General features: G+C 39.8%; 24 protein-coding genes and 1 other annotated feature. Of the genes, 17 read left to right on the plus strand and 7 right to left on the minus strand.

The genetic code is table 11. The features are described from left to right. Positions 1 to 171: 171 nt before the first annotated feature. The 6 genes from RBB48_RS19520 (at position 172) to RBB48_RS19545 (ending at position 8,084) form a co-directional block, all read left to right on the plus strand. On the plus strand, positions 172 to 738 hold the full coding sequence (locus RBB48_RS19520; protein WP_088064616.1) for a tyrosine-type recombinase/integrase: 567 nt from the start codon (positions 172 to 174) through the stop codon (positions 736 to 738). A 34-nt stretch (positions 739 to 772) separates the two neighbouring features. Continuing rightward, complete coding sequence (locus RBB48_RS19525; RefSeq protein WP_001026048.1) at positions 773 to 1,270, plus strand: cation:proton antiporter regulatory subunit; 498 nt, start codon at positions 773 to 775, stop codon at positions 1,268 to 1,270. Between the two features lie 3 nt (positions 1,271 to 1,273). Continuing rightward, positions 1,274 to 2,497, plus strand: a complete 1,224-nt coding sequence (locus tag RBB48_RS19530) for a cation:proton antiporter (RefSeq protein ID WP_087984862.1) — start codon at positions 1,274 to 1,276, stop codon at positions 2,495 to 2,497. A gap of 318 nt (positions 2,498 to 2,815) precedes the next feature. After that, complete coding sequence (locus tag RBB48_RS19535; RefSeq protein WP_001137571.1) at positions 2,816 to 4,009, plus strand: MDR family MFS transporter; 1,194 nt, start codon at positions 2,816 to 2,818, stop codon at positions 4,007 to 4,009. 188 nt (positions 4,010 to 4,197) lie between these two features. Further along, positions 4,198 to 4,417, plus strand: a binding site (T-box leader). A gap of 65 nt (positions 4,418 to 4,482) precedes the next feature. Further along, complete coding sequence (gene leuS / locus RBB48_RS19540; protein ID WP_000009479.1) at positions 4,483 to 6,891, plus strand: leucine--tRNA ligase; 2,409 nt, start codon at positions 4,483 to 4,485, stop codon at positions 6,889 to 6,891. A gap of 203 nt (positions 6,892 to 7,094) precedes the next feature. Then, positions 7,095 to 8,084 (plus strand): hypothetical protein, encoded by a 990-nt coding sequence (locus tag RBB48_RS19545; protein ID WP_306007980.1) that lies wholly within the window; start codon positions 7,095 to 7,097, stop codon positions 8,082 to 8,084. Between the two features lie 44 nt (positions 8,085 to 8,128). Here RBB48_RS19545 and RBB48_RS19550 read toward each other — a convergent pair whose 3' ends face one another. The 5 genes from RBB48_RS19550 to RBB48_RS19570 all read right to left on the minus strand — a co-directional run bounded on the left by RBB48_RS19550 (position 8,129) and on the right by RBB48_RS19570 (position 13,114). Continuing rightward, the gene (locus RBB48_RS19550; RefSeq protein WP_000180547.1) at positions 8,129 to 8,551 is read right to left on the minus strand and encodes a pyrophosphohydrolase domain-containing protein; all 423 of its coding nucleotides are present in this window, start codon (positions 8,549 to 8,551) and stop codon (positions 8,129 to 8,131) included. Between the two features lie 189 nt (positions 8,552 to 8,740). Further along, positions 8,741 to 8,926 (minus strand): hypothetical protein, encoded by a 186-nt coding sequence (locus tag RBB48_RS19555; protein WP_001982745.1) that lies wholly within the window; start codon positions 8,924 to 8,926, stop codon positions 8,741 to 8,743. Positions 8,927 to 9,016: 90 nt separating this feature from the next. Next, entirely contained in the window at positions 9,017 to 10,096 is a 1,080-nt protein-coding gene (locus RBB48_RS19560; RefSeq protein ID WP_147786578.1) for a Ger(x)C family spore germination protein, read from the minus strand. Next, complete coding sequence (locus tag RBB48_RS19565; RefSeq protein WP_262719823.1) at positions 10,072 to 11,166, minus strand: spore germination protein; 1,095 nt, start codon at positions 11,164 to 11,166, stop codon at positions 10,072 to 10,074. The genes RBB48_RS19560 and RBB48_RS19565 overlap by 25 nt, the downstream gene beginning before the upstream one ends. Before the next feature lie 16 nt (positions 11,167 to 11,182). After that, complete coding sequence (locus RBB48_RS19570) at positions 11,183 to 13,114, minus strand: spore germination protein (protein WP_306007981.1); 1,932 nt, start codon at positions 13,112 to 13,114, stop codon at positions 11,183 to 11,185. 155 nt (positions 13,115 to 13,269) lie between these two features. Here RBB48_RS19570 and RBB48_RS19575 point away from each other — a divergent pair, with 155 nt between their 5' ends. Beyond that, positions 13,270 to 14,394, plus strand: coding sequence for a homoserine O-acetyltransferase family protein (locus RBB48_RS19575; RefSeq protein WP_097889178.1), 1,125 nt, complete (start codon positions 13,270 to 13,272; stop codon positions 14,392 to 14,394). 49 nt (positions 14,395 to 14,443) lie between these two features. Here the strand turns inward: RBB48_RS19575 and RBB48_RS19580 are convergent, their stop codons facing one another. Next, entirely contained in the window at positions 14,444 to 14,626 is a 183-nt protein-coding gene (locus RBB48_RS19580) for a hypothetical protein (protein ID WP_000171896.1), read from the minus strand. A gap of 199 nt (positions 14,627 to 14,825) precedes the next feature. Between RBB48_RS19580 and RBB48_RS19585 the strand changes: the two genes are divergently transcribed. The 6 genes from RBB48_RS19585 to RBB48_RS19610 all read left to right on the plus strand — a co-directional run bounded on the left by RBB48_RS19585 (position 14,826) and on the right by RBB48_RS19610 (position 20,980). Continuing rightward, positions 14,826 to 15,131 (plus strand): rhodanese-like domain-containing protein, encoded by a 306-nt coding sequence (locus RBB48_RS19585; RefSeq protein WP_000141210.1) that lies wholly within the window; start codon positions 14,826 to 14,828, stop codon positions 15,129 to 15,131. Positions 15,132 to 15,208: 77 nt separating this feature from the next. After that, positions 15,209 to 15,433, plus strand: coding sequence for a spore germination protein (locus RBB48_RS19590; RefSeq protein ID WP_000512461.1), 225 nt, complete (start codon positions 15,209 to 15,211; stop codon positions 15,431 to 15,433). A gap of 20 nt (positions 15,434 to 15,453) precedes the next feature. Beyond that, a complete protein-coding gene (locus RBB48_RS19595) occupies positions 15,454 to 15,777 on the plus strand; it encodes a hypothetical protein (RefSeq protein WP_001110863.1) in 324 nt (107 codons plus the stop codon). Positions 15,778 to 15,898: 121 nt separating this feature from the next. Continuing rightward, on the plus strand, positions 15,899 to 18,763 hold the full coding sequence (locus tag RBB48_RS19600; RefSeq protein ID WP_306007982.1) for a BclA-related collagen-like exosporium protein: 2,865 nt from the start codon (positions 15,899 to 15,901) through the stop codon (positions 18,761 to 18,763). A 173-nt stretch (positions 18,764 to 18,936) separates the two neighbouring features. Next, complete coding sequence (gene moaA / locus RBB48_RS19605) at positions 18,937 to 19,950, plus strand: GTP 3',8-cyclase MoaA (protein WP_060486692.1); 1,014 nt, start codon at positions 18,937 to 18,939, stop codon at positions 19,948 to 19,950. A gap of 16 nt (positions 19,951 to 19,966) precedes the next feature. After that, entirely contained in the window at positions 19,967 to 20,980 is a 1,014-nt protein-coding gene (locus RBB48_RS19610) for a molybdopterin-synthase adenylyltransferase MoeB (RefSeq protein ID WP_060486693.1), read from the plus strand. 37 nt (positions 20,981 to 21,017) lie between these two features. Here the strand turns inward: RBB48_RS19610 and moaC are convergent, their stop codons facing one another. After that, positions 21,018 to 21,503, minus strand: a complete 486-nt coding sequence (gene moaC / locus RBB48_RS19615; protein WP_000094144.1) for a cyclic pyranopterin monophosphate synthase MoaC — start codon at positions 21,501 to 21,503, stop codon at positions 21,018 to 21,020. 84 nt (positions 21,504 to 21,587) lie between these two features. Here moaC and moeA point away from each other — a divergent pair, with 84 nt between their 5' ends. From moeA to moaD, 4 genes are read left to right on the plus strand one after another with little or no spacing between them, the layout of a single operon-like run. Continuing rightward, positions 21,588 to 22,877: a molybdopterin molybdotransferase MoeA gene (gene moeA, locus RBB48_RS19620; protein WP_097856804.1), complete on the plus strand. Its 1,290-nt coding sequence runs from the start codon at positions 21,588 to 21,590 to the stop codon at positions 22,875 to 22,877. Further along, positions 22,847 to 23,362 carry a molybdopterin-guanine dinucleotide biosynthesis protein B gene (mobB, locus tag RBB48_RS19625; RefSeq protein WP_060486695.1) on the plus strand — a complete coding sequence of 172 codons (516 nt, stop codon included), beginning with the start codon at positions 22,847 to 22,849 and terminating at the stop codon, positions 23,360 to 23,362. The genes moeA and mobB overlap by 31 nt, the downstream gene beginning before the upstream one ends. Beyond that, positions 23,359 to 23,823: a molybdopterin synthase catalytic subunit MoaE gene (moaE, locus tag RBB48_RS19630; RefSeq protein WP_306007983.1), complete on the plus strand. Its 465-nt coding sequence runs from the start codon at positions 23,359 to 23,361 to the stop codon at positions 23,821 to 23,823. Before mobB ends, moaE begins: the two co-directional genes overlap by 4 nt. Before the next feature lie 2 nt (positions 23,824 to 23,825). After that, positions 23,826 to 24,059, plus strand: coding sequence for a molybdopterin converting factor subunit 1 (gene moaD / locus RBB48_RS19635; RefSeq protein WP_000621775.1), 234 nt, complete (start codon positions 23,826 to 23,828; stop codon positions 24,057 to 24,059). Positions 24,060 to 24,090 lie beyond the last annotated feature (31 nt).

Here is a 24,090-nt window from a genome sequence, read left to right on the forward strand (position 1 = left end):
TATTTTTTCTACCCACACCGTATTTGTACAATCATAAATTTCCAAATGAAAAATTGTCGTAAGAGTATATTGTGAAAATAATGGATAATACATGGAAATCTCATAGCATGATAAGGTAAAATGGACAGGATAATGAGAAAATTACCGTTCATAAGATGAGGAGATACATGTATGGAAGTTGTAGAGGCATTAAAAGATATAAGCCAAATTGAGGCTATGAAAAAGTATTTAAAAGAGCATTCGCAGCGAGATTATCTTTTATTTGTTATTGGAATTAACACTGGATTAAAGATCACTGAACTACTTAGTATGAAATTTGAAGAGGTATTGAATGAAGATGGAACTGTTAAAGAGTTCTATTCTCTTCCTGTGAAAGATGAAAAATTTAAACAAGATATTTATTTAAATACAAAAGTAAAAGAAGCCCTTTTAGAGTACGCACAATCTATTGATGCTCAAAGAGAAAACTACGTATTTCAATCTAATAAAACGAAAAATTCAATCTCACGCCAACAAGCATATCGTGTTATCCATAGCGCAGCTGAAGCGGTTGGGATTGTTGGAAAGATTGGAACGAATTCAATGCGAAAAACATTTGGATTTCATGCGTACAAAAGAGGAATAGCGATTGCGCTATTGCAAAAGCATTTTCATCACGCAACTCCATCAGAAACGCTCAAGTATTTAGGAATCTCAAAAGATGAGAAGTTTAAAACAGAGATTGATGTAGATTTGTAAGAGCCGTAACTAAAAACTTTAGGAGGCGGAAAATATGAATATTAGAGAGAGTGAACTACCTGGCATTGGATGTAAATTTGAAGTGATAACAAAAGGTAATGAAAAAATGGTTATTGTGATTCATGATGATGGCCGAAGAGAAATGTATCATTTTGATGCGGATCATGATGAGAGTATTTCAAGCATTTCTCTTCGTGATTCTGAAGCGAGACAAATTGCGGCTATATTAGGCGGAATGGTATATAGGCCGCAAGCGCTAGACACAATTGAGATGGCTTTTGAAGGATTATCAATTGAATGGTTTAAGGTGGAGAATAATGCACCAGTAGTACAACAAACAATTGGTAGCTTACATGTCAGAAAAACATATAACGTAACGATTATTGCTATTTTGAAAAAGAATATGAAGAAATTCTTTAATCCAGGTCCAGATTCTATTATTGAAGCTGGCGATATGCTCGTATTGTCGGGTGAAAGACATGAAGTGAAAAGAATTATTAATGAATTGCTTTCAGCAGGAGGTGATTCCTAATCGATGGATACTTTAATCTTTGAAGTTGGAACTGCGTTAGTATTAGTAGCTTTTGCAGCTATCCTCGCTGCGAAGTTAAAGTTCTCGATTATTCCGTTTCTCATTATACTCGGTATGTTAGTGGGGCCTCATGCCCCAGATTTAGGACTTATCGATTTAAGGTTTATTGAAAGCGGAGAAGTTATTTCCTTCCTCGGCCGTGTTGGCGTCATATTCCTCTTATTCTACTTAGGTTTAGAATTCTCAATAAAAAAATTAATTAAATCAGGAAAGTCGATTGCTTTTGGGGGTAGTATTCATATATCGCTTAATTTCATATTGGGTTTACTTTATGGATATGTTATGGGTTTTCCCTTATTAGAAACATTAATTATTGCTGGAATCATTACAATCTCATCGAGTGCAATTGTTGCAAAAGTAATTGTTGATTTAAGAAGATCTGGTAATAAAGAGACTGAATTAATATTAGGAATCATTATGTTTGATGATATCTTTTTAGCTGTATATTTATCAGTCGTTTCAGGGTTAGTACTCGGTGGTGCAACATCATTTGTAGGTGCTCTTACATCGGTGTTAATCGCGGTAGGGTATATGCTACTATTCTTTGTAATCGCTAGAAAAGCTACGCCGTTTCTAAATAAAGTATTAGATATTTCGTCAAACGAAATTTTTATTATCGTAATATTCGCCATTTTATTCTTTGTAGCAGGATTTTCAGAAACGATTCATGTTGCTGAGGCAATTGGAGCATTATTGTTAGGACTCGTCTTTTCTGAAACAGAGCATAGTGATCGGATTGAGCATCTCGTCGTTCCATTTCGTGACTTCTTTGGAGCCATATTCTTTTTCAGTTTCGGTTTAAGTATAGATCCGTTTTCACTTGGAGGAGCAGTGTGGTTGGCATTAGGAGCAGTTTTCATTACGCTCATCGGTAATTTTACAGCTGGAATGATGGCGGGACGTAAAGCCGGGTTATCGCATAAGGCTTCTACGAATATCGGTTTAACCCTTGTATCACGCGGAGAGTTCTCCATTATTGTAGCCAATATCGGCATTGCGGGTGGTTTAATGGCAACGATTAAACCGTTCTCTGCACTGTACGTTTTAATATTAGCATCGTTAGGACCGCTATTAACGAAGGAGTCTGGGAGAATATACTCTCTACTAGATAAAATATTTAAATGGAGTGCGAAAGAACGTGCGAAGCGAGAAAAAGAAGTTGGATAGTATAAATAAGGGGGAGACTGCATGAACTTTATGTAGTCTTCCTTTTTTATATATTGTTGTTGATGTCGTTTTTTGTCGGTAAGTCGATATATTTTAATAATCGCTCATATATTTCGGGAATCGCCGATATATTTTGAGATTCGCTGATATATTCCCCAAATCGCTGATATATTTTCAAGTGACAATTCATATAATTTCATTTACCGAAAAACCATTATCTGAATTTCATCAACTATTAATCAGTTGCCTTCCTATTTAAAAACGACTACAATTTTACTGTTATAGATGAACGAAAAAAATAGAATAGGAGGGGAGACTATGCCAAGGAAAGTATGGCTATTAGTAGCTGGGATGATTATTAATGTCACGGGTGCTTCTTTTTTATGGCCTTTTAATACAATTTATTTGCATGATCACCTAGGAAAATCTTTATCTGTGGCCGGAATGGTATTAATGATCAACTCGCTTACTGGTGTAATCGGAAACTTGCTCGGCGGTGTTTTGTTTGATAAATGGGGCGGTTATAAATCAACTTTAGTAGGGATTGTCATTACACTTGTATCGATTTTAGGCCTTGTGTTCTTCCACGGTTGGCCGTTATATGTTGTGTGGCTAGCATTAATCGGCTTTGGTTCTGGAATGGTCTTCCCATCGATGTATGCGATGGTCGGTACGGTTTGGCCAGAGGGCGGAAGACGAGCATTTAATGCGATGTATGTTGGGCAAAACGTTGGTATTGCGATCGGAACAGCGTGCGGTGGTTTAGTTGCATCTTACCGTTTTGATTATATTTTCTTAGCCAATTTTGTTTTGTACTTTGTTTTCTTCTTAATTGCTTTTATTGGATTCCGTGGTATGGAAGACAAGAAAGAGCCAGGAGTGCAAAAAGAAGTCGAAACGAAAAAAGGCTGGACACTTACACCTGGATTCAAAGCACTTCTTATCGTATGTGTAGCATATGCTTTATGCTGGGTTACATATGTGCAGTGGCAAGGGGCGATTGCGACTCATATGCGGGAATTAGATATTAGCCTCCGCCATTATAGTTTATTATGGACGATAAACGGAGCGATGATTGTTTGTGCGCAGCCACTTGTTAGTATGTTAATTCGCTGGATGAAGCGTTCTTTAAAACAACAAATTATGATTGGAATCGTCATTTTTGCGGCGTCATTTATTGTGTTAAGTCAAGCGCAGCAATTTACGATGTTCCTCGTTGCGATGGTGACGTTAACGATTGGTGAGTTATTCGTATGGCCAGCAGTTCCGACCATTGCAAATATACTTGCACCAAAAGATAAGTTAGGGTTTTATCAAGGGGTTGTAAATAGCGCGGCGACTGTAGGGAAAATGTTCGGACCGGTCGTTGGCGGAGCAATTGTTGATTTATACAATATGGAAGTATTGTTTATAGCAATCATGGTAATGCTTGTAGTAGCGATTATTGCAACGAGCATGTATGATAAACGAGTAAAAGTAGAAGAAACAGTAGAAGAAAAAATTGCAGTTTAGTTTGACGGAACATGTAACATGTTTTAGAATATATTTAAATAAAACAACCTTTGGAACAAGGGAGATAGCTCGGCTGTCCTAAGACGAATTCGTTAGTTATGAAGAGTAACGATTAACCGAGAAGCCTTAGCTTCAAGTAAGCTCTTTAGAGATACGAAGTGGTGGGTAGTTCACATTAACTTATATTTGTAATAACAGTGAGAAGGAGTAGTAGTAATAGAAGCTGGTTTAGAGAGTTGACGGTCGGTGCAAGTCAATCCACGTTTCGTTATGAACTCGCCTTTGAGTTGCAGTTGTGAAACTAGTAGTAGCAATTGCCGTTAATCCACGTTACGGATCTAAGCGAATGTATATTTGTACATTAATTTAGGGTGGTACCGCGGGAATCTATAACCTCTCGTCCCTTTCTAGGGATGAGAGGTTTTTTGTATTTTGGGCGGTGAAAATAAATAGAATTTCAAGGAGGGTATCTCATGAGCTTTAATCATCAAAATATTGAGAAGAAGTGGCAAGGGTACTGGGAAGAGAATAAAACATTCCGTACGCCAGATGAGACAGAAAAACCAAAATTTTATGCACTAGATATGTTCCCATATCCATCAGGTGCAGGCCTACACGTAGGACATCCAGAAGGTTATACAGCGACAGATATTTTATCTCGTATGAAGCGTATGCAAGGATATAACGTTCTTCATCCAATGGGATGGGATGCGTTCGGTCTTCCAGCAGAGCAATATGCACTTGATACTGGAAACAGCCCGGCAGAATTTACAGAGCTTAATATTAATACGTTCCGTAATCAAATTAAAGCATTAGGCTTCTCTTACGATTGGGATCGTGAAGTAAATACAACAGATCCAAACTACTACAAGTGGACACAATGGATCTTCCTAAAACTATTTGAAAAAGGTTTAGCTTACGTTGATGAAGTACCTGTAAACTGGTGCCCAGCACTTGGTACAGTACTTGCAAATGAAGAAATCATTGACGGTAAGAGTGAGCGCGGTGGACATCCAGTTGAGCGTCGTCCGATGAGACAGTGGATGTTAAAAATTACAGCTTACGGAGATCGTCTATTAGAAGATCTAGATGAGCTTGATTGGCCAGAAAGCTTAAAAGATATGCAACGTAACTGGATTGGTCGTTCTGAAGGTGCAGAAGTACACTTCAACATCGATGGTACAGACGAGAAATTCACAGTTTTCACAACGCGTCCTGATACACTATTTGGTGCGAGCTACTGTGTACTTGCCCCAGAGCATGCGCTTGTTGCTGACATTACAACAGCAGAGCAAAAAGAAGCTGTAGAAGCTTACATTAACTCTGTTAAAATGAAGAGTGACCTAGAGCGTACAGAACTTGCGAAAGAGAAAACTGGTGTATTCACTGGTGCTTACGCAGTTAACCCAGTAAATGGTGAGAAATTACCAATCTGGATCGCTGACTATGTTCTTGCAACTTACGGAACAGGTGCTGTAATGGCAGTTCCCGCTCATGATGAGCGTGACTATGAATTCGCATCAACGTTCAATCTTCCAATGAAGGAAGTTGTAAAAGGCGGAGACATTACGAAAGAAGCATACACAGGTGATGGTGCGCACGTAAACTCAGCATTCCTTGATGGTTTAAATAAAGAAGAAGCAATCGTAAAAATGATTGAATGGCTTGAAGTAACGAGCGCAGGAAATCAAAAAGTAACGTACCGTCTACGTGACTGGTTATTCAGCCGTCAACGTTACTGGGGTGAGCCAATTCCAGTAATCCACTGGGAAGATGGCACAATGACAGCTGTGAAAGAAGAAGAATTACCATTAGTTCTTCCTAAAACAGAAAACATCCGTCCTTCAGGTACAGGTGAATCACCACTTGCTAACATTGACGAGTGGGTAAACGTTGTTGATCCTGAAACTGGTAAAAAAGGTCGTCGTGAAACGAACACAATGCCACAATGGGCTGGTAGCTGCTGGTATTACCTACGTTACATCGATCCAAACAATAGCGAAGCACTTGTAGATCCTGAAAAAGTAAAACAATGGCTTCCAGTTGATATTTATATCGGCGGAGCGGAGCACGCTGTACTTCACTTACTATATGCTCGTTTCTGGCACAAAGTATTATACGATATCGGTGTAGTTCCAACGAAAGAGCCGTTCCAACAATTATTCAACCAAGGTATGATTCTAGGTGAAAACAACGAGAAAATGAGTAAATCAAAAGGTAACGTTGTAAACCCTGATGATATCGTAGCAAGCCACGGTGCAGATACACTTCGTCTATATGAAATGTTCATGGGACCATTAGATGCTTCAATCGCTTGGTCTGAAAATGGTCTTGACGGAGCTCGTCGTTTCCTAGACCGCGTATGGCGTCTATTCATTCAAGATAACGGTGAATTAAGTGAGAAAATTACGGATGCACCAAATAAAGAGCTTGAAAAAGCTTACCACCAAACAGTGAAGAAAGTAACAGAAGACTATGCAGAACTTCGCTTCAATACAGCGATTTCTCAAATGATGGTATTCATTAACGATGCATATAAAGCTGAAACACTTCCGAAAGAATATGTAGAAGGTTTCGTGAAAATGATTGCACCAGTTGCACCTCACATCGGGGAAGAGCTATGGAGCAAACTTGGATACAATGAAACAATCACATATGCAAGCTGGCCAACATTTGATGAGTCTAAACTTGTAGAAGATGAAGTTGAAATCGTTGTTCAAGTTATGGGCAAAGTTCGCGCGAAACTAACAATGAGTAAAGACGCATCAAAAGAAGAAATGGAACAACTTGCACTTGAAGCAATTCAAGACCAAATTGAAGGGAAAACAGTTCGTAAAGTAATTGTTGTTCCTGGAAAACTTGTTAACGTTGTTGCAAACTAATTCATTCTAAATAAAAGCTCAGAGCATTTATGCTCTGAGCTTTTTTGTGTAGAAAATAATTTCAGGATCTCTTTCATCTAAATTTTCAACTATTCCACTACGTACAAATAAAAGAGCGGAATTCCAATACAGACAAACACCTATTTTTCTATAGGAAATATGATAAAAAAGGTAGGCTAAATTGAGTAGAAGAGGTGAAAGGAATGAAAGGGATGGACAATAATGCACCACATGGCTTCTTCGGAGGCGAATCGGACAGTTATACACAAATGATGTTAATGGGAGGAGCTGGCCAACAAGGGTACGGTGGAATTCCGAGCTGGATGGGTGGAGGAGCAGGGGGATTTCCAACATCGGTAGCGGGCATGCAAACTGGAATGCCTACATTAATGGGAGGGTTTTCGACATCAGGGGCTGGAATGCCTACAGTAACAGGAGGATTTCCGACATCAGTAGCTGGCGTACAGACAGGAATTCCAGTAGGAGTACCAACTACATTTCCTTCTTTCGTTGGAGGAGTGCAGACAGGATTTCCGGTACCGGGAGTAGGTGTTGTAGCAGGTGGAGTAGGTGGTTATCCGCAAGGTGTTCACGGTCATCATGTACATCACCACCACCAAGGCCAACACGGTCATCATGGACATCACCACCATCAAGGCCAACACGGTCATCATGTACATCATCACCATCAAGGCCAACACGGTCATCATGTACATCACCACCATCAAGGTCAACATAGTCATCATGGACACCATCATCACCAAGGTCAGCACGGTCATCATCATCACCAAGGTCAACACGGCCATCAACAACAAGTACATCACCACGGACACCATCATATATATCCACAGGCTGTTCTTTATCAAACGCATCAAGGTCAACACGGTCATCATGGTCACCAAGGCCAGCACGGTCATCATGGTCACCAAGGCCAACACGGTCATCATGGTCAACACGGTCATCAAGGCCAACACGGACACCAAGGTCAACACGGTCATCAAGGCCAACATGGTCAACAGCACCAACAGCACCAACAGCACCAACAGCACCAACAGCACCAACAGCACCAACAATATCAACAGCAACAATCTTCTCCTTGGACAGGTGGAATTGGAGCAGGAGGAGCAGGAGCAGCAGCAGGAGCGGCTAGCATTAGTGGAGCAGCAGGGCACGCTGGACACGTGGGTCATTAATGAATTGCAGAAAAAAAGACATAATAAAAAACTGCTAGGAAATCCTAGCAGTTTTTTTCAGCTTCTTGGCGCTGGCGTTCGATTTCAGCACGAAGTTGTGGTTCTGGTGCTTGCCAGCCTTCTGGTTTTAGAATTTTGCCGTCCCCTTCACGGAATCGAGGTTTTCCATCAGGGAATAGTTTTGCCATGTTTGCGTTATTTACAATTTCGAATCCTTTATCAGGACGTACGCCCATTTCGGCAAACGTTCCGAATGCAAAGTAAATAAGGTCAATTAGTGCATCATATTGATCTTCAACAGTCGTTGCTTCTAGAAATTCTTCTAGCTCTTCTTGCATAAAGCTAGCACGAATTTTTGCACGTTCTTCTGTTAATTTCGTTGGAGTATTTGTCACAGGGTGTCCGAACTCTTCATGCATTTTTGCAACAAGTTCGTATCCTTTATCTAAACCTTTTTCGTTTGTCATGTTGTTTCATCCTTTCTCGCTTTGTGCCGAATCTCATTGTAACATAAGGTGATTATGAAATGAAAAAGGACTGTTCAAAAGTTTCATCTTTTAGTTAAGGTAGGGAAAGATTATATCGACTAAACGACAAAACATAACCTATTAATAAAAGAAAGCCATCCCGGAATATTTTTGGGACGGCCTTGCTCGTTATTTTTCTTCTTTTATTAAAATGGATAAAAGAAGATCGATGCCAAACATACCAACGAGCAACATTGGAATAACGACAAGTAAATAACGTGTGAAGGAAACATTTTTTAAGTATGTATGAGCAAATAAAAAGACGCCGAGAAATAAAATACCATTTAAAATAGGCTTTACTAATTTTTTAGACATAAGCTCCCCCGTAAATATCTTCTCTCTCTATCTAAAATAAAAACTCCTCTTTCCGTTGTATCATGCTAGAGAGAGGAGTTCAATCATTTCTCATTCAATTACACCAGAATTTGTAATATTTACGGTGTATTTTATAGTAACTGGAACATCTTTATACATTTGCCTCCACTCTTCTAATTTGAATGGGCGATAATGTTGCTTGTATTTAGCTCCTAGCCCGAGCGGATCGACACCTAAAGATTTGAATTGCTTAATTAACTTGTTACCTTGTATATCCAATTGTTTTTGGATGGCTTTCTCAATCTTTTTTGTGTTCTTAGCATTCTCTAAGTTAATTTGTTTTGATACTTCTTGAATGCGAGCATCAATTTTAACATGAATGGAAAAAGAAGGCTTTCCATTTTTTATTTTTATATCGTATGTTGGAACAGAACGAATATTATTAATCATTACGTACCCAGGATTTGCTTTAAATTCATGTGAATCCAACTTATGTTTCTCTAAAAGTCCTTTGAATACAAACATATCTTTTTCTGCAATTTTACCAACATATTTATCCTTTTTAAAAAGACCAATTCCGGTGATTTTTATTTTATCACCATGTTTCTTTAAAATTGGAATATAGTAGTCTTGCCCTTCTTGATAATAACGGAATGCTCCTACATGCAGATTATCTGTTGGTAAAGGACCGGTTTCCATATTATGTTCTAGCATTTTTTTTATATAAATTGCAACGTTGGATGAAGTCGTGTACTTTCCTTTTAAAAGTTCAGTACCATTACCTTCAAGTAAAGCAACATATAAGGCATTTCCAATGTTTACATCGCGAATTAATGTATCGAAGGAAGCAACCATTCCTTTCTTAGCAATTCGGGTGGTAAATAGAGCAACTCGCATTTGCCCGCTAGCAAATGGTTGAGAAGACTCTAAAGATGTGTCTGCTTTTACTTGTTTTACAGCATTTGCTGTTCCTTCAAAAACTTGAACTTTGTTCCCTTTTTGCTGAATAGGACAAACAAATGTTACCTTTATTTTATTATCTTTTGCTACATCAAAGACAGTTCCTTGGATAAGGTGTACGTCATCGATAATATTTTTTTGTAAACATCCAGTTAGACTGATGAGTGTTATACAAGAGATAAGTATTAATTTATTTTTGATTTTTTCCATTTTCTTTTCACCCACACAATGATAAATAGGATTGGGATGTATACATAAATGAGCCAAAAGCTCCCTTTTGATGCATTACTAATAAAATTATTAATATCGTGTCTGTTTGTTAAAAGTTGTGAAACAATGAGGGTGATAATGATAAAAGCGATTAAAACACCTCTTTGTTTTACACGGAATATTTCGTGAGTTGCTCTCATTGCCGCCCACAAAGGTAGAATAAAACTTGTAATAATAACGAGGGCATAAGCTGAAATTGCAATATATTCTAGCCTTTCTATGAATGGTAATTGAATGACTTGGGTCATAGAAAGTTGGGCCCATATCGTTTTTAATAATTGTTTTTCACTAAAAAACGAAAAGGCTAAAAGGGTACTAAATAAATATAGAAGGTTTGAAAATAGTGCTCCAAGCTGGGCGTATTTATGAGATTGCATAGGCTTTTTCACAAATGGATACACCATGAGGTAAATCTCAAAACCGGTCATACTGTAGATTGACAGTTGAGCGGATTTTAAAATGTCTGAAAAAGAATGTGTGAATATAGGTAGTAAATTATCCCAATGTGAATATTTCAAAACGAATAAGCTTAGAAATAAATATCCTAATGTACCACCAACAGAGATGACGCAAATACCGGTAATTACACGAAATCCAGAAGAAATAATGTAATAGCTAACTAAGCATAAAAAGAGTGTTAACATCCAAGTGGAAGCGGTAGGAAACATCCACACTTGAATAATTTCAACGTATGTTCGAATGACGGAAATACTGACGATTAAAAAATAAGCAGCAAAGATGATGTTAACGCCGTTCCCTAGCCACTTTCCAAATGTTTGCCGATGTAAGTCGATTAAATTACCGTTTGTTTCTTTTAATAAAAAATACATCATCCATATAAGAATCTGGATACAGATTCCTGTGATTAGAACGCCCATCCAGCCATCGTATCCAGCGGCCTTGGCAGTAATTCGAGCGAAGCCGAGAACGCCAGCTCCAAACTGTGCACCGTGAATTAAGAAGAAGACAAAGACAGGAGATATTTGATATTTTTCTTGAACTTTACTCATCGATGCACCTCGTTCTTTAATCATCAAAGTCTGATCTATGTTTTGTTGAAATTCCTTTTGCTGATTTTTTTACATGTTGTGGCCTCGCTTGTACATCCCTTGTATCAATCATCGTTAAAGGAAAACGAATCCAAGAGTCCTTAACCGACTGTTGTCTCGTCGGATAAAACAAAGCGTACGGCTTACGTAAGGAAGTAAGTCTGAATAGATGCGTAAATAAGAAGATAAATCCAAGAGAAATCCCGAACAATCCGCCTATTTCTGCAAACATAAGAAATGGAAAGCGTAGTAATCGAACTGCATTACCCATTTTATAAATAGGTGTAATAAAGGAAGCAAGTGCTGATAAGGCAACGATAATTAATAAAATATTACTCGTTAAACCAGCCTGTACAGATGCTTGCCCGATTACGATACCACCTACAATTCCGAGTGTTTGACCAACTTTCATCGGTAATCTCGCGCCAGCTTCTCTCAATAAGTCGATTGCAAGTTCTAAAAAGAGTGCTTCAATTAAAGGTGGGAATGGTACTTGTGCCCTTGATAAAATCAAAGTTTCAAGTAAATCACTTGGAATAAGTTCATAATGATAATTTAAAATTGCAACATATAGTGGTGTAGCACAGATTGAAAATAGAACAGCGATAAGGCGTAAAATGCGTGAAAATGTAGCGTATAGCCAAGAAACGTTATAGTCTTCTGGTGAAATGAAAAAATCGAAATAGGATACTGGCGTAAGTAGAACACTTGGAGAACCATCCACAAAAATAGCAATTTTCCCATCAATGAGTGCTTTTGTAACTCTATCAGTACGTTCTGTATTGATATAGAGAGGGAAAATCGACTTTTCACCCATTAGTTCTTGTATATAAGCACTATCATTAATTTGATCATATTCAAGAGCACGTAATGACTCCTCGAGAAAATCTACATTTTCTTTTTCAGCGAGGTTGTCTAAATACATCATGACAACTTTTGTTTTGGAAAACTCGCCGACAATCATTTCTTTTGTTTGTAAATCTAAAACAGGAAGACGTTTTCGAACTAAATTAATATTTGTATCAATATCCTCTACGAAACCTTCTTGAGGACCGATAACAGTCGATTCGTTTAAAGGAGGGCTTGGTGCCCGATACGTATCAATTGCAATGTTTGCAAGCATACACTTTTGGTCTTGCTGATTTAATTGAATAATCGCATGTCCCTTTAACACCATATCCTCAATTTTTTGTAAATCGTTCGTAATTGTAATACCGCTCATTGGAATATGTTCTTTTAGCTCTTCTAGTGAAGCGTTAGGTCGTTCTAAAAGAGTAGGCATTAAATACTTTTGTAATTTCTCTCCATCAAGCGAAGGGCGATAGTAAGAAATCCAATAAGGCATCGTTTCATCGTCAGATGTGTGATAATTAACAAAATCGCTAGATTTTTTAAGTTTCTCTATTAAATCTTGTAGAGAGTGAATCCGGTCTTTTTCTGGTTTCGTAAAATCATAAATACTATTATTTCCAGAGTTTTGCTGCTGATCTTGATCCGAGTTCCCTTGTTTAGAATGTTGTTGCTGATTCTGATTCGAGTCGTTTTGTTTAGAGTTTTGTTGTTGATTCTGATTCGAGTCGTTTTGTTTAGAATGTTGTTGTTGATTCTGATTCGAGTCGTTTTGTTTAGAGTTTTGTTGTTGATTCTGATTCGAGTTGTCTTGTTTAGAGTTTTGTTGTTGATTCTGATCTGAGTCGTTTTGTTTAGAATGTTGTTGCTGCTGATCCTGAGAAGGCTCTTTGTGTTCCTCTTTTTTTTGCTCGCTATTGCTATCTTTATTATGTTTCATACTTCTAGTCTGTTCTTTGTTATCATTCTCTTGGTTGTTAGGCTGTTGCTCCGAGTTATCTGTTTCGTTTTTCTCTGTCGTATTTGATTTTTTTTTCTTACGTAGCCAATTCCAAATCATATGTATGCCCTCTTTGATTGTGTAATATAATGCTATTTTGTGGATAATTTTGTATATTATTCATTTATTTATGAAAAGAAGGAGGAGATTAGTTTGCATAGAAAAAATCCTTTAGTAAGCAGCAGTTCATACTATGGCGGGAAGAGGGCGAGTCTGTGCAATTTGTAAAAAAGGAAAAGTTTGTTTTAAGAGAGTTTACGTTTGAAAATGGTAGGGGAATTCCTGTTCAAATGGGGTATGAGACGTATGGTACTTTAAATAGAGAAAGGTCAAATGCGATTTTGGTATGCCATTATTTTAGTGCAACGAGTCACGCGGCAGGGAAATATACAGCGCATGATGAGGAGTCTGGTTGGTGGGATGGTTTAATTGGACCGGGAAAAGCAGTTGATACAAATAAATATTTTGTTATATGTACTGATAATCTTTGTAATGTGCAGGTTAAGAACCCTTATGTGTTTACAACGGGACCGAAATCGATTCATCCGAAAACTGGAGATGAATATGCGATGGATTTTCCGGTTTTTACATTTCTTGATGTAGCTCGTGTGCAATATGAGTTAATAAAAGATATGGGAATCTCAAGGTTACATGCTGTAATGGGACCGTCAGCTGGTGGGATGATTGCGCAGCAATGGGCTGTTCATTATCCTCATATGGTAGAGCGGATGATTGGTGTTATTACGAACCCGCAAAATCCAATTATTACGTCGGTAAATGTAGCGCAAAATGCAATTGAGGCTATTCAACTAGATCCAAGTTGGAAGGGCGGAAAATATGGAGAAGATCAGCCAATGAAGGGACTTCATTTAGCAAATAGAATGATGTTTATGAACGCATTTGATGAGCATTTTTATGAAACGACATTCCCTCGTAATAGTGTAGAGAAAGAACCTTATGAAACATTTGCTGCATTAACATCATTTGAGAAAGAAATAAATAAAGTGACATATAGAAGTATAGAGTTAGTAGATGCAAATTCGTGGATATACACTGCGAAAGCAGTTTTATTACATGATATTGCGCATGGATTTTCGTCTTTAGAAGAGGCGCTTTCTAACATAGAAGCAAATGTACTTATGATTCCGTGCAAACAAGATTTGCTTCAGCCGTCACGTTATAATTATAAAATGGTAGACATTTTGCAAAAACAAGGGAAGTATGCGGAAGTGTATGAGATAGAAAGTATAAATGGGCATATGGCAGGAGCATTTGATATTCATTTATTTGAAAAGAAAGTTTATGAATTTTTAAATCGGAAAGTATCTAGTTTGGTGTAGAAAATAAATGGTGTGAAAAAGGTGCGATGTATGTAGTAGGCACCTTTTTTTACATGATTTGTAGACGGAAAATATATGTGGCAATTGCTATACCGAAGAATGCGATACTAAGCAATAGAAATAAGAATGACATTTCTTGTGGTGATTTTATCTTTTTATTATTCTTCATACTAAGTGCAATAATTGCGGCGATTAAGAAAATGATGCCCGTAATGAAAAGAAAAAGTGTCATTTTCATTGGCTCCTTTCATAAAACAAGTATATTGAGGATACAATGCACGAGTTATGTTTGTAAAGAATAAGTTTTGCGAGAAAATTGAGAAATAAAATTTCCATTCTTTGCGTTCTTTCTTTCGCATGCTAAAATTGACTAGATATGCTTGTTTAAGGAAGAGACTAAAGGTTTTATTGTATATAAGGAGGAACGACATATGACAGAAGTTAAAACAATTACTACAGAAGAAGTGCAAGAGCGTTTAGAAAATGGAGAAACGTTATTTTTAGTAGACGTAAGGGAAGATGAAGAAGTAGCGGCAGGGAAAATTCCAGAAGCTGTACATATTAAAATGGGTGATATCCCAAATAAAGTAGATTTCTTTGATAAAGAGAATGAATATATCTTTATTTGTCGCTCGGGAATGCGCAGTGAAAATGTATGCCATTATTTAAATGAGCAAGGATTTAAAACAATGAACATGGTTGGCGGTATGCTTCAATATGAAGGTGAAACGAAATAAGTAGCTAAAAAAACTTGAAACGTGTTTGTTTCAAGTTTTTTTCTTTTGCATACAGTGTACAAAAGGGGGATAGGTAAATGGGGATTAACTTGCGGAAAGTAAAAATTATTAATAATACAGGGGCTGTTAATGTCGGTGACTGTTATGATATCTCACCTTTAGCTGTAGCAAAAATATATGCAGGTGCTGGAGGATCGAGTGCGGCTATTTTTTTAAATGGGAAAAGGCAGCCAGAAGCGGTGATTCGAACATCAGTATTTCTTCCGCCATTAGCAACGAGTACACGTACATTAGGTTCATAGAGGAAAGGTAGAGTGTAATTATGCCTGCTCATATAAAAGAGTTTGTTATTGTGAATAACACTGGGAATATATTTACTGGTGATAATTTGAGTGATACGTCATTTACTGCTACGAAATCGTATAGTGGCTCAATGGGGTGCACTTGGATTGACGTTGTTACAGTAATAGGGACGGAGACGAAGCTTTGTTTACAGCCGGGTGATTCGGTGACGACAACATATACAAGAGGCACTCCTGCCGGTACTGTAACAGGAACAAATATGGGGCAAAGTGTAAATGCATCGAGTATAGCACAAGCTGTCCCTAATACAGATAATATGGATTCAATTGCTGGACTCCCTTAAGGATTTAAGGGAGTTTTTATTATTTCAAATAAAAATAGTCTTTGAGTTTGTTTTTGTAAATACATATTAAGAAGAAGAGGTTTGTTTCATGTAAAAAAGATGGTGTGCAGGTGGTGAAAGTGTGAGAGAGCGCGATAAAAAACATTCATTAAACTCTAATTTCAGAATTTCACCAAATCTTATTGGTCCTACCTTTCCACCCGTTCCAACGGGATTTACTGGCATTGGGATTACTGGCCCAACCGGTCCCCAAGGTCCGACTGGCCCTCAAGGACCAAGAGGATTACAAGGTCCGATGGGGGAGATGGGCCCGACAGGACCTCAAGGTGTGCAAGGGATACAAGGACCAGTTGGACCAATAGGTGCAACAGGAGCAGAAGGACAGCAGGGGCTGCAAGGATTGAGGGGAGCACAGGGAGCTACAGGAGCGACAGGACCAGAAGGAGTGCAAGGGTTGCAAGGTCCGATTGGTCCAACAGGAGCGACTGGGGCACAAGGTATACAGGGGATACAGGGGTTACAAGGTCCGATTGGAGCGACTGGACCTGAGGGACCTCAAGGAATTCAAGGTGTGCAAGGGGTACCAGGTGCAACAGGTCCACAAGGAATACAAGGGGCACAAGGGATACAAGGACCACAAGGACCGAGTGGAAGTGCGGGGACAACAGGAGCAACTGGTCAAGGGGTTACAGGCCCAACTGGAATAACAGGTCCAACAGGGATAACGGGTCCATCTGGAGGACCACCAGGTCCGACGGGGGCAACTGGTGCGACAGGTCCAGGAGGTGGACCGAGTGGAAGTACAGGTGCGACGGGAGCGACGGGAAATACAGGGGTAACAGGAAGTACAGGTGTAACTGGAGTAACGGGAAATACAGGACCGACTGGAAGTACAGGAGAAACAGGAGCACAGGGATTGCAAGGAATACAAGGGGTTCAAGGGCCAATTGGACCAACAGGTCCAGAAGGTCCGCAAGGTATTCAAGGTATTCCGGGGCCGACGGGCGTAACTGGTGAACAAGGAATACAAGGAGTTCAGGGAATTCAAGGGATAACAGGAGCAACAGGAGATCAAGGTCCACAAGGTATACAGGGAGCTATAGGGCCTCAAGGTGTAACAGGAGCAACAGGAGATCAAGGTCCACAAGGTATACAAGGAGTACCGGGTCCAACAGGAGAAACGGGACCACAAGGAGTTCAAGGGATTCAAGGCCCGATGGGTGAGATCGGACCAACAGGACCAGAAGGCCCAGAAGGACTTCAAGGTCCGCAAGGAATCCAAGGGGTGCCAGGACCAGCTGGAGCAACAGGTCCAGAGGGGCCGCAAGGTATACAGGGAATCCAAGGGCCAATAGGAGCAACAGGTCCAGAAGGTCCACAAGGTATACAGGGGGCTATAGGACCTCAAGGTGTAACAGGAGCAACAGGAGCACAAGGAGCAACTGGAATTCAAGGTGTACAAGGGAATATAGGAGCAACAGGTCCAGAGGGCCCGCAAGGAGTGCAAGGTACTCAAGGGGAAATAGGCCCAATAGGTCCAATGGGAATACAGGGCGTGCAAGGTATTCAAGGAATTCAAGGTCCAACGGGTGCGCAAGGAGTGCAGGGGCCACAGGGAATTCAAGGGGGCCAAGGTCCAACCGGAGTAACAGGAGATACGGGTGTAACCGGAGCGACAGGGGAAGGAACTACAGGCCCGACAGGAGTAACCGGTCCAACAGGGGTAACTGGTCCTTCTGGAGGACCAGCAGGACCGAGTGGTCCAACGGGGCCATCAGGTCCGACAGGAGTGACAGGTCCATCCGGTGGACCACCTGGACCAACAGGAGCAACCGGTGTGACAGGAGCAACTGGAGATACCGGTGCGATAGGCTCAACTGGAGTGACAGGAGCGACAGGAGAAACAGGAGCAACTGGTGTGACGGGCTTACAGGGACCCCAAGGAATTCAAGGTGTTCAAGGAGAAATAGGTCCAACCGGTCCGCAAGGTGTTCAAGGTCCCCAAGGGATACAAGGAGTAACGGGAGCAACGGGAGATCAAGGCTCACAAGGAATCCAAGGCCCGCAAGGAATCCAAGGCCCAACCGGTCCACAAGGAGTACAAGGAGATCAAGGCCCACAAGGGATTCAAGGTGCGACAGGAGCAACAGGAGCACAAGGTCCACAGGGAATTCAAGGAATCCAAGGAGTGCAGGGGCCGACCGGTCCACAAGGCCCAACAGGAATTCAAGGTGTTCAAGGAGAAATAGGTCCAACCGGTCCGCAAGGCGTGCAAGGGTTGCAAGGTCCACAAGGCCCGACAGGGGATACGGGAGCTACTGGTTCACAAGGTCCACAAGGAATTCAAGGTCCACAAGGCCCGACGGGATCCACTGGAGCAACAGGAGCGACAGGCCCACAAGGAATTCAAGGAGCACAAGGAATCCAAGGTCCAACGGGATCCACTGGAGCAACAGGAACACAAGGTCCAACAGGAGACACGGGTCCAACCGGTTCACAAGGAATCCAAGGTCCAACCGGTTCAACCGGAGCTGGAGCAACCGGGGCCACTGGAGCAACGGGTGTGACCGGAGTTAGTACAACTGCAACGTATGCATTTGCGAATAATACATCAGGAACCGCTATTTCCGTTTTATTAGGTGGTACAAATGTACCATTACCGAACAATCAAAATATTGGACCAGGAATTACCGTTAGCGGAGGAAATACCGTATTTACGGTTGCGAATGCGGGGAATTACTATATAGCTTATACAATAAATTTAACAGCCTCTTTACTTGTAAGTTCTCGTATAACTGTAAATGGCAGTCCGCTTGCAGGAACAATAAATTCACCAGCAATAGCTACAGGTTCATTTAATGCGACAATAATTGCTAATTTGCCTGCTGGAGCTGCTATTAGTCTGCAGTTATTTGGATTAGTTGCAATAGCTACATTATCTACGGCAACGCCAGGAGCTACGCTAACTATTATTAGGTTAAGTTAATAGGGAGAAAACCTTGGGGCTTTTATGCTTCAAGGTTTTTTATCCCGTTATAAGTAGGTAGTCTAATTGGTTAGGAAAGTTTCACTTTATTCACTTGAGCAAAAACATCGCAGTTCGAAAATATATTATAATAGAATGAAAAGAGAGAAATTTGGCAGAAAGGGAGGGTGGCGATGCAGGAGATGGTTACAGATTTTTTTGGACGCCCACTTCAAGATTTGCGCATATCTGTCATTGATCGTTGCAATTTTAGATGTACATATTGTATGCCAGCGGAAGTTTTTGGGCCAGATTATGCTTTTTTGAAAGATGAGTTTTTACTGACGTTTGATGAAATTGAGCGTTTGGCAAAACTATTTGTTAGCATCGGTGTACGAAAAATTAGACTTACTGGTGGCGAACCACTACTGCGTAAAGATTTAACAAAACTTATTGCTCGTCTCGTGAAAATTGAAGGGTTAGTAGATATAGGGTTAACGACAAATGCAATTCATTTAACGAAACAAGCAAAAGCATTAAAAGAAGCTGGATTACATAGAGTAAATGTTAGTTTGGATGCAATAGATGACGATGTATTTAAGGACATTAATGGCCGGAATATTAATACGAAACCTGTTATAAAGGGAATTATGGCTGCAAAAGAGGCCGGGCTTGATGTAAAGGTAAATATGGTTGTGAAAAAAGGGATGAATGAACATCAAGTACTTCCGATGGCTGCTTATTTTAAAGAGCAAGGAATCACACTTAGGTTTATTGAGTTTATGGATGTTGGTAGTACAAATGGATGGAACTTTGATCAAGTCGTTACAAAGCAAGAATTAATTGAAATGATTCATAGTGTGTATCCACTTGAGCCAGCTGAAGCGCATTATTTCGGTGAAGTTGCGAAGCGATATCGTTACGTTGGAACAAATATCGAAGTCGGTTTTATTACTTCTGTTTCAGAGTCATTTTGTTCCTCTTGTACGAGAGCAAGAATTTCGGCAGATGGAAAGTTTTATACTTGCTTATTTGCGACAGAAGGATTGGATGTAAGGAAACTTCTTAGAGGAAATCTTTCGGATGATGAGTTAGTAAGCGTTATACAAGATGTATGGATGAATAGAAAAGACAGGTATTCGGATGAACGGACAGAAGAAAGTGCAAAGAATCGTCCGAAAATTGAAATGTCTTATATAGGAGGATAAGAAAGGGGGCTATCGTATGCAGGAGCGATATTCAAGACAAATATTATTTTCTGGTGTTGGAGAAGAAGGTCAGAGAAAAATTAGAGAGAAGCATGTGCTTATTATCGGCGCTGGCGCTCTCGGGGCAGCGAATGCAGAAGCAATTGTTAGAGCAGGTGTTGGCAAAATAACAATTGCGGATCGTGATTATGTAGAATGGAGTAATTTACAAAGGCAACAATTATATACAGAAGAAGATGCAAAGCAATATAAACCAAAGGCGGTAGCAGCAGCAGAGCATTTACAAGCGATTAATTCTGAGGTGAAAATAAATCCGGTTGTGACTGATGTAACAGTGCGAGAAATGGAAGAGCTAGTGAATGATGTAGATTTAATATTAGATGCGACAGATAATTTTGAAACGCGTCTTCTTATTAATGATATTTCACAAAAGTATAATATTCCGTGGATATATGGTGGTTGTGTCGGAAGCTACGGAGTAACGTATACAATTTTACCAGGAAAAACACCGTGTTTCCGCTGTTTAATGGAACATCCAGCGAGCGGGGCAACATGTGATACGGCTGGTATTATACAGCCCGCAGTACAATTAGTAGTTGCGCATCAAATAACGGAAGCGCTGAAAATATTAGTAGAAGACTATGGGGCACTTCGCGAAACGATGTTATCGTTTGATCTTTGGAATAATCAACAGATGGCATTTAAAGTGAATAGGCAGAAAAAAGACACATGTTTATCTTGCGGAAGATTACGTACATATCCGAGTTTAACATTTGAAGCACAAACAAAAACAGAAGTGTTATGTGGCCGAAATACAGTACAAATCCGTCCAGGTGTGCGGAATGAATTTAATTTAGAAGAAATTAAAAAGCGCTTACAAAGAAGTGTGGATGTAAAAGCTACTCCGTATTTATTATCATTTCCGGTGGAGGAATTTCGTTTTGTTTTATTTACAGATGGCAGGGCGTTCATTCATGGGACGAATGATATAAATATAGCAAAACGCTTATATGCAAGATATATAGGTTGAACCTAAAGGGAGCCCTTTAGGTTCAACGGAAAGAAGATTAAGACTTTCTCGTATAATCTCCACTTTTTCCACCTGTTTTTTCAAATAAGTAAGTTTCGCCAATAATCATACCTTTATCAACAGCTTTGCACATATCGTACACAGTAAGAGCTGTAGCGGAAGCGGCTGTTAAAGCTTCCATTTCAACACCGGTGCTACCTTCTGTTTTAACTTTTACTTCAATAAGTAATCGATATTGTTCTTCGGATTGTTTCCAATCGAAAGAAACGTCAACACCTTTTAATAATAAAGGATGGCACATTGGGATAATATCAGAAGTGCGTTTCGCAGCCATAATACCTGCGATTTGTGCAACTGCTAATACGTCACCTTTCCCAATTTCATTGTGAGAGATTTTATCGTAAATTTCTTTTGTAACGACAATGCTAGAGCACGCAATTGCTGTTCGGACGGTTGCTTTTTTGTCACTTATATCAACCATCTTCGCGCGTCCTTGGTCATTAAAGTGTGTGAATGAAGACATGGAATTCCTCCTTGAAGTTAATTTCTATTTAATATATAAAGTTTAATCGAGATAAAAAAAATTGCAAATATGAGGTGAGAAACGATGATAGAAAAACGAATTCCAATTCAAGTTGCTGAGGCAGTAGAGAGAGTAATGGAATATGCGAAAAATGGTGAAGTAGAAGAGGTTTCTATTACGGAAAGTTACGGGAGAATTCTTGGGGAGGATGTTATCTCTGATCATGACGTTCCTCATTTCGATCGTTCTCCTTACGATGGTTTCGCGATTCGAGCAGAAGATACGAAAGAAGCACATCAAGAGAATGCGATTGAGTTTGAAGTAATAGGAGAAATCGGGGCAGGATCTGTTTTTACAGAAGAAGTAGGACATTTTCAGGCGGTTCGTATTATGACAGGAGCAGCTATTCCAGAGGATTGTAATGCAGTCGTAATGCTAGAGTTGACGGAAGGTTTTGAGAAGAACGGAAAAACATATATGAAGGTAAAGCGTCCTTTTCATAGTGGTGACAATGTGTCATTTAAAGGAGAAGATATAAAGAAAAATCAAGTTCTCGTTCAGAAAGGTGTTGCAATTAATCCAGGTGTTGCCGCCTTATTAGCGACGTTTGGATATAGTACTGTGAAGGTTGTAAAACAGCCTGTTGTTGGTATTGTGACGACAGGAAGTGAACTGTTAGAGGTACACGAGTCGTTACAGCCGGGGAAAATTAGAAATAGTAACTCGTATATGATTGCCGCTCAAATTATGAAAGTCGGAGGGAAAGTGCGTTATTATGGCCAACTTGCTGACGAGTTAGATGCATGCTTTGCAGCTGTTCAATCAGCGATGAATGAGGTTGATATTTTAATTACAACAGGCGGTGTGTCGGTAGGAGATTATGACTACTTGCCAGCTATTTATGAAAGATTACAGGCGAATGTACTCTTTAATAAAATAGCGATGAGACCAGGAAGTGTAACGACAGTAGCTGAAGTTGATGGAAAGTTACTTTTCGGTTTATCAGGAAATCCGTCAGCTTGCTACGTAGGCTTTGAGCTATTTGTGCATCCGGTTATAAAAACATATTTGTATGCGAAAGAACCCCACGTATATAGAGCAGATGCTATTTTACAAAAAGATTTTCCGAAGCCAAATCCGTTTACTCGTTTTGTAAGAGCAAACGTGACAATCGTGGACGGGGCATTACAAGCGATGCCGGTCGGTTTAGATAAATCGAGTGCGGTCTCTTCACTCGCCGATGCGAATGCTTTTATTGTGTTGCCTGGAGGAACGAGAGGATTTGAGGCAGGGATGAAAGTATCTGTATTATTGTTAGAGCACGACGAGGGATGTGATTGGCCATGGGCAAAGCCCCTTCAATCTTACAAATAGTAGGATATCAAAATAGCGGGAAAACAACGCTCGTTGAGAAAATTGTGTATGCATTAGCTGAACGAAACATGAAAGTTGCTACAATTAAGCATCACGGGCACGGAGGTTTTCCAGAAGTAGCGCAAAAAGATAGTGAAAGGCACCGAAAGGCTGGGGCTGTTGTCAGTAGTGTAGAAGGCGCTGGATTACTTTCACTGTCGTCATTAAGAGAGGAATGGTCCTTGCAAGAAATTATTCGCTTATATGAGTTTTTTGAAGTGGATACAATTTTAATAGAGGGCTATAAAAAAGAGAGCTATCCGAAAGTAGTATTACTTCGTTCTGCGGAAGACGTTGAACTTTTACATAAAGTAGAAAATATAGTAGCGGTTATTACGTGGCATGATGCACCTGCAAACTTACGAGAAGAATATAAAGTATTTCATATAACAGAAGAAGAGTTGTATATAGACTGGTTTATACAAACGGTAAGGAGTACGAAATGACAAATACGTATTATGAAGTAATTGATACAGAAATCTCGATTGAAGAGGTAGCAAAGAAGGTTATTCGCCGCGAATGCGGTGCTGTTACAACATTTATTGGAACGGTTAGGGAGTTTACGAAAGGGCGTCGTACATTATACTTAGAATATGTCGCTTATAAAACGATGGCAGAAAAGATGCTAGAGAAAATTGGCTCAGAAGTGAAAGAGAAGTGGCCAGGTACACACGTTGCGATTACACATCGCATCGGTACACTGCAAATTTCTGATATCGCGGTTGTTGTTGCTGTTTCAACACCGCATCGTAAAGCGGCCTATGAGGCGAATGAATACATTATGGAACGTATAAAACAAGTTGTTCCGATTTGGAAAAAGGAGTTTTGGGAAGATGGAGACTCATGGATTGGTGATCAATTAGAAAAAACGCCATATCCGGCAGGGGAGCCTGGGAAGGAGCTGTAAGTATGATTCGAGTATTATTATTTGCGCACTTGCAAGAGGAAGCAGGAACAAGTGAATTACAAATAGAGAAAGAAAATATTACGGTTGCAGAGTTAAAAGATGTTGTTGCTAAAGAATATAATGTACCAGTGACAGCATCAACTATGGTTGCGATTAATGAAGAATATGCGAATGAAGATGATACGATCCGAGATGGTGATGTTGTTGCACTAATCCCACCAGTGAGCGGTGGTTAATATTGGATTCATTCAAACGACTTTCCTACAT

It is taken from the genome of Bacillus sp. MMSF_3353, assembly GCF_030733445.1.
In the GTDB taxonomy this organism is placed as follows: domain Bacteria; phylum Bacillota; class Bacilli; order Bacillales; family Bacillaceae_G; genus Bacillus_A; species Bacillus_A wiedmannii.

What these genes read in the sequence shown, in the direction of transcription:
- RBB48_RS19520 (WP_088064616.1), top strand. Translation starts at nt 172, where the DNA reads ATGGAAGTTGTAGAGGCATTAAAAGATATAAGCCAAATTGAGGCTATG.
- RBB48_RS19525 (WP_001026048.1), top strand. Translation starts at nt 773, where the DNA reads ATGAATATTAGAGAGAGTGAACTACCTGGCATTGGATGTAAATTTGAA.
- RBB48_RS19530 (WP_087984862.1), top strand. Translation starts at nt 1,274, where the DNA reads ATGGATACTTTAATCTTTGAAGTTGGAACTGCGTTAGTATTAGTAGCT.
- RBB48_RS19535 (WP_001137571.1), top strand. Translation starts at nt 2,816, where the DNA reads ATGCCAAGGAAAGTATGGCTATTAGTAGCTGGGATGATTATTAATGTC.
- leuS (WP_000009479.1), top strand. Translation starts at nt 4,483, where the DNA reads ATGAGCTTTAATCATCAAAATATTGAGAAGAAGTGGCAAGGGTACTGG.
- RBB48_RS19545 (WP_306007980.1), top strand. Translation starts at nt 7,095, where the DNA reads ATGAAAGGGATGGACAATAATGCACCACATGGCTTCTTCGGAGGCGAA.
- RBB48_RS19550 (WP_000180547.1), bottom strand. Translation starts at nt 8,551, where the DNA reads ATGACAAACGAAAAAGGTTTAGATAAAGGATACGAACTTGTTGCAAAA.
- RBB48_RS19555 (WP_001982745.1), bottom strand. Translation starts at nt 8,926, where the DNA reads ATGTCTAAAAAATTAGTAAAGCCTATTTTAAATGGTATTTTATTTCTC.
- RBB48_RS19560 (WP_147786578.1), bottom strand. Translation starts at nt 10,096, where the DNA reads ATGGAAAAAATCAAAAATAAATTAATACTTATCTCTTGTATAACACTC.
- RBB48_RS19565 (WP_262719823.1), bottom strand. Translation starts at nt 11,166, where the DNA reads ATGAGTAAAGTTCAAGAAAAATATCAAATATCTCCTGTCTTTGTCTTC.
- RBB48_RS19570 (WP_306007981.1), bottom strand. Translation starts at nt 13,114, where the DNA reads ATGATTTGGAATTGGCTACGTAAGAAAAAAAAATCAAATACGACAGAG.
- RBB48_RS19580 (WP_000171896.1), bottom strand. Translation starts at nt 14,626, where the DNA reads ATGACACTTTTTCTTTTCATTACGGGCATCATTTTCTTAATCGCCGCA.
- RBB48_RS19585 (WP_000141210.1), top strand. Translation starts at nt 14,826, where the DNA reads ATGACAGAAGTTAAAACAATTACTACAGAAGAAGTGCAAGAGCGTTTA.
- RBB48_RS19590 (WP_000512461.1), top strand. Translation starts at nt 15,209, where the DNA reads ATGGGGATTAACTTGCGGAAAGTAAAAATTATTAATAATACAGGGGCT.
- RBB48_RS19595 (WP_001110863.1), top strand. Translation starts at nt 15,454, where the DNA reads ATGCCTGCTCATATAAAAGAGTTTGTTATTGTGAATAACACTGGGAAT.
- moaA (WP_060486692.1), top strand. Translation starts at nt 18,937, where the DNA reads ATGCAGGAGATGGTTACAGATTTTTTTGGACGCCCACTTCAAGATTTG.
- RBB48_RS19610 (WP_060486693.1), top strand. Translation starts at nt 19,967, where the DNA reads ATGCAGGAGCGATATTCAAGACAAATATTATTTTCTGGTGTTGGAGAA.
- moaC (WP_000094144.1), bottom strand. Translation starts at nt 21,503, where the DNA reads ATGTCTTCATTCACACACTTTAATGACCAAGGACGCGCGAAGATGGTT.
- moeA (WP_097856804.1), top strand. Translation starts at nt 21,588, where the DNA reads ATGATAGAAAAACGAATTCCAATTCAAGTTGCTGAGGCAGTAGAGAGA.
- mobB (WP_060486695.1), top strand. Translation starts at nt 22,847, where the DNA reads ATGGGCAAAGCCCCTTCAATCTTACAAATAGTAGGATATCAAAATAGC.
- moaE (WP_306007983.1), top strand. Translation starts at nt 23,359, where the DNA reads ATGACAAATACGTATTATGAAGTAATTGATACAGAAATCTCGATTGAA.
- moaD (WP_000621775.1), top strand. Translation starts at nt 23,826, where the DNA reads ATGATTCGAGTATTATTATTTGCGCACTTGCAAGAGGAAGCAGGAACA.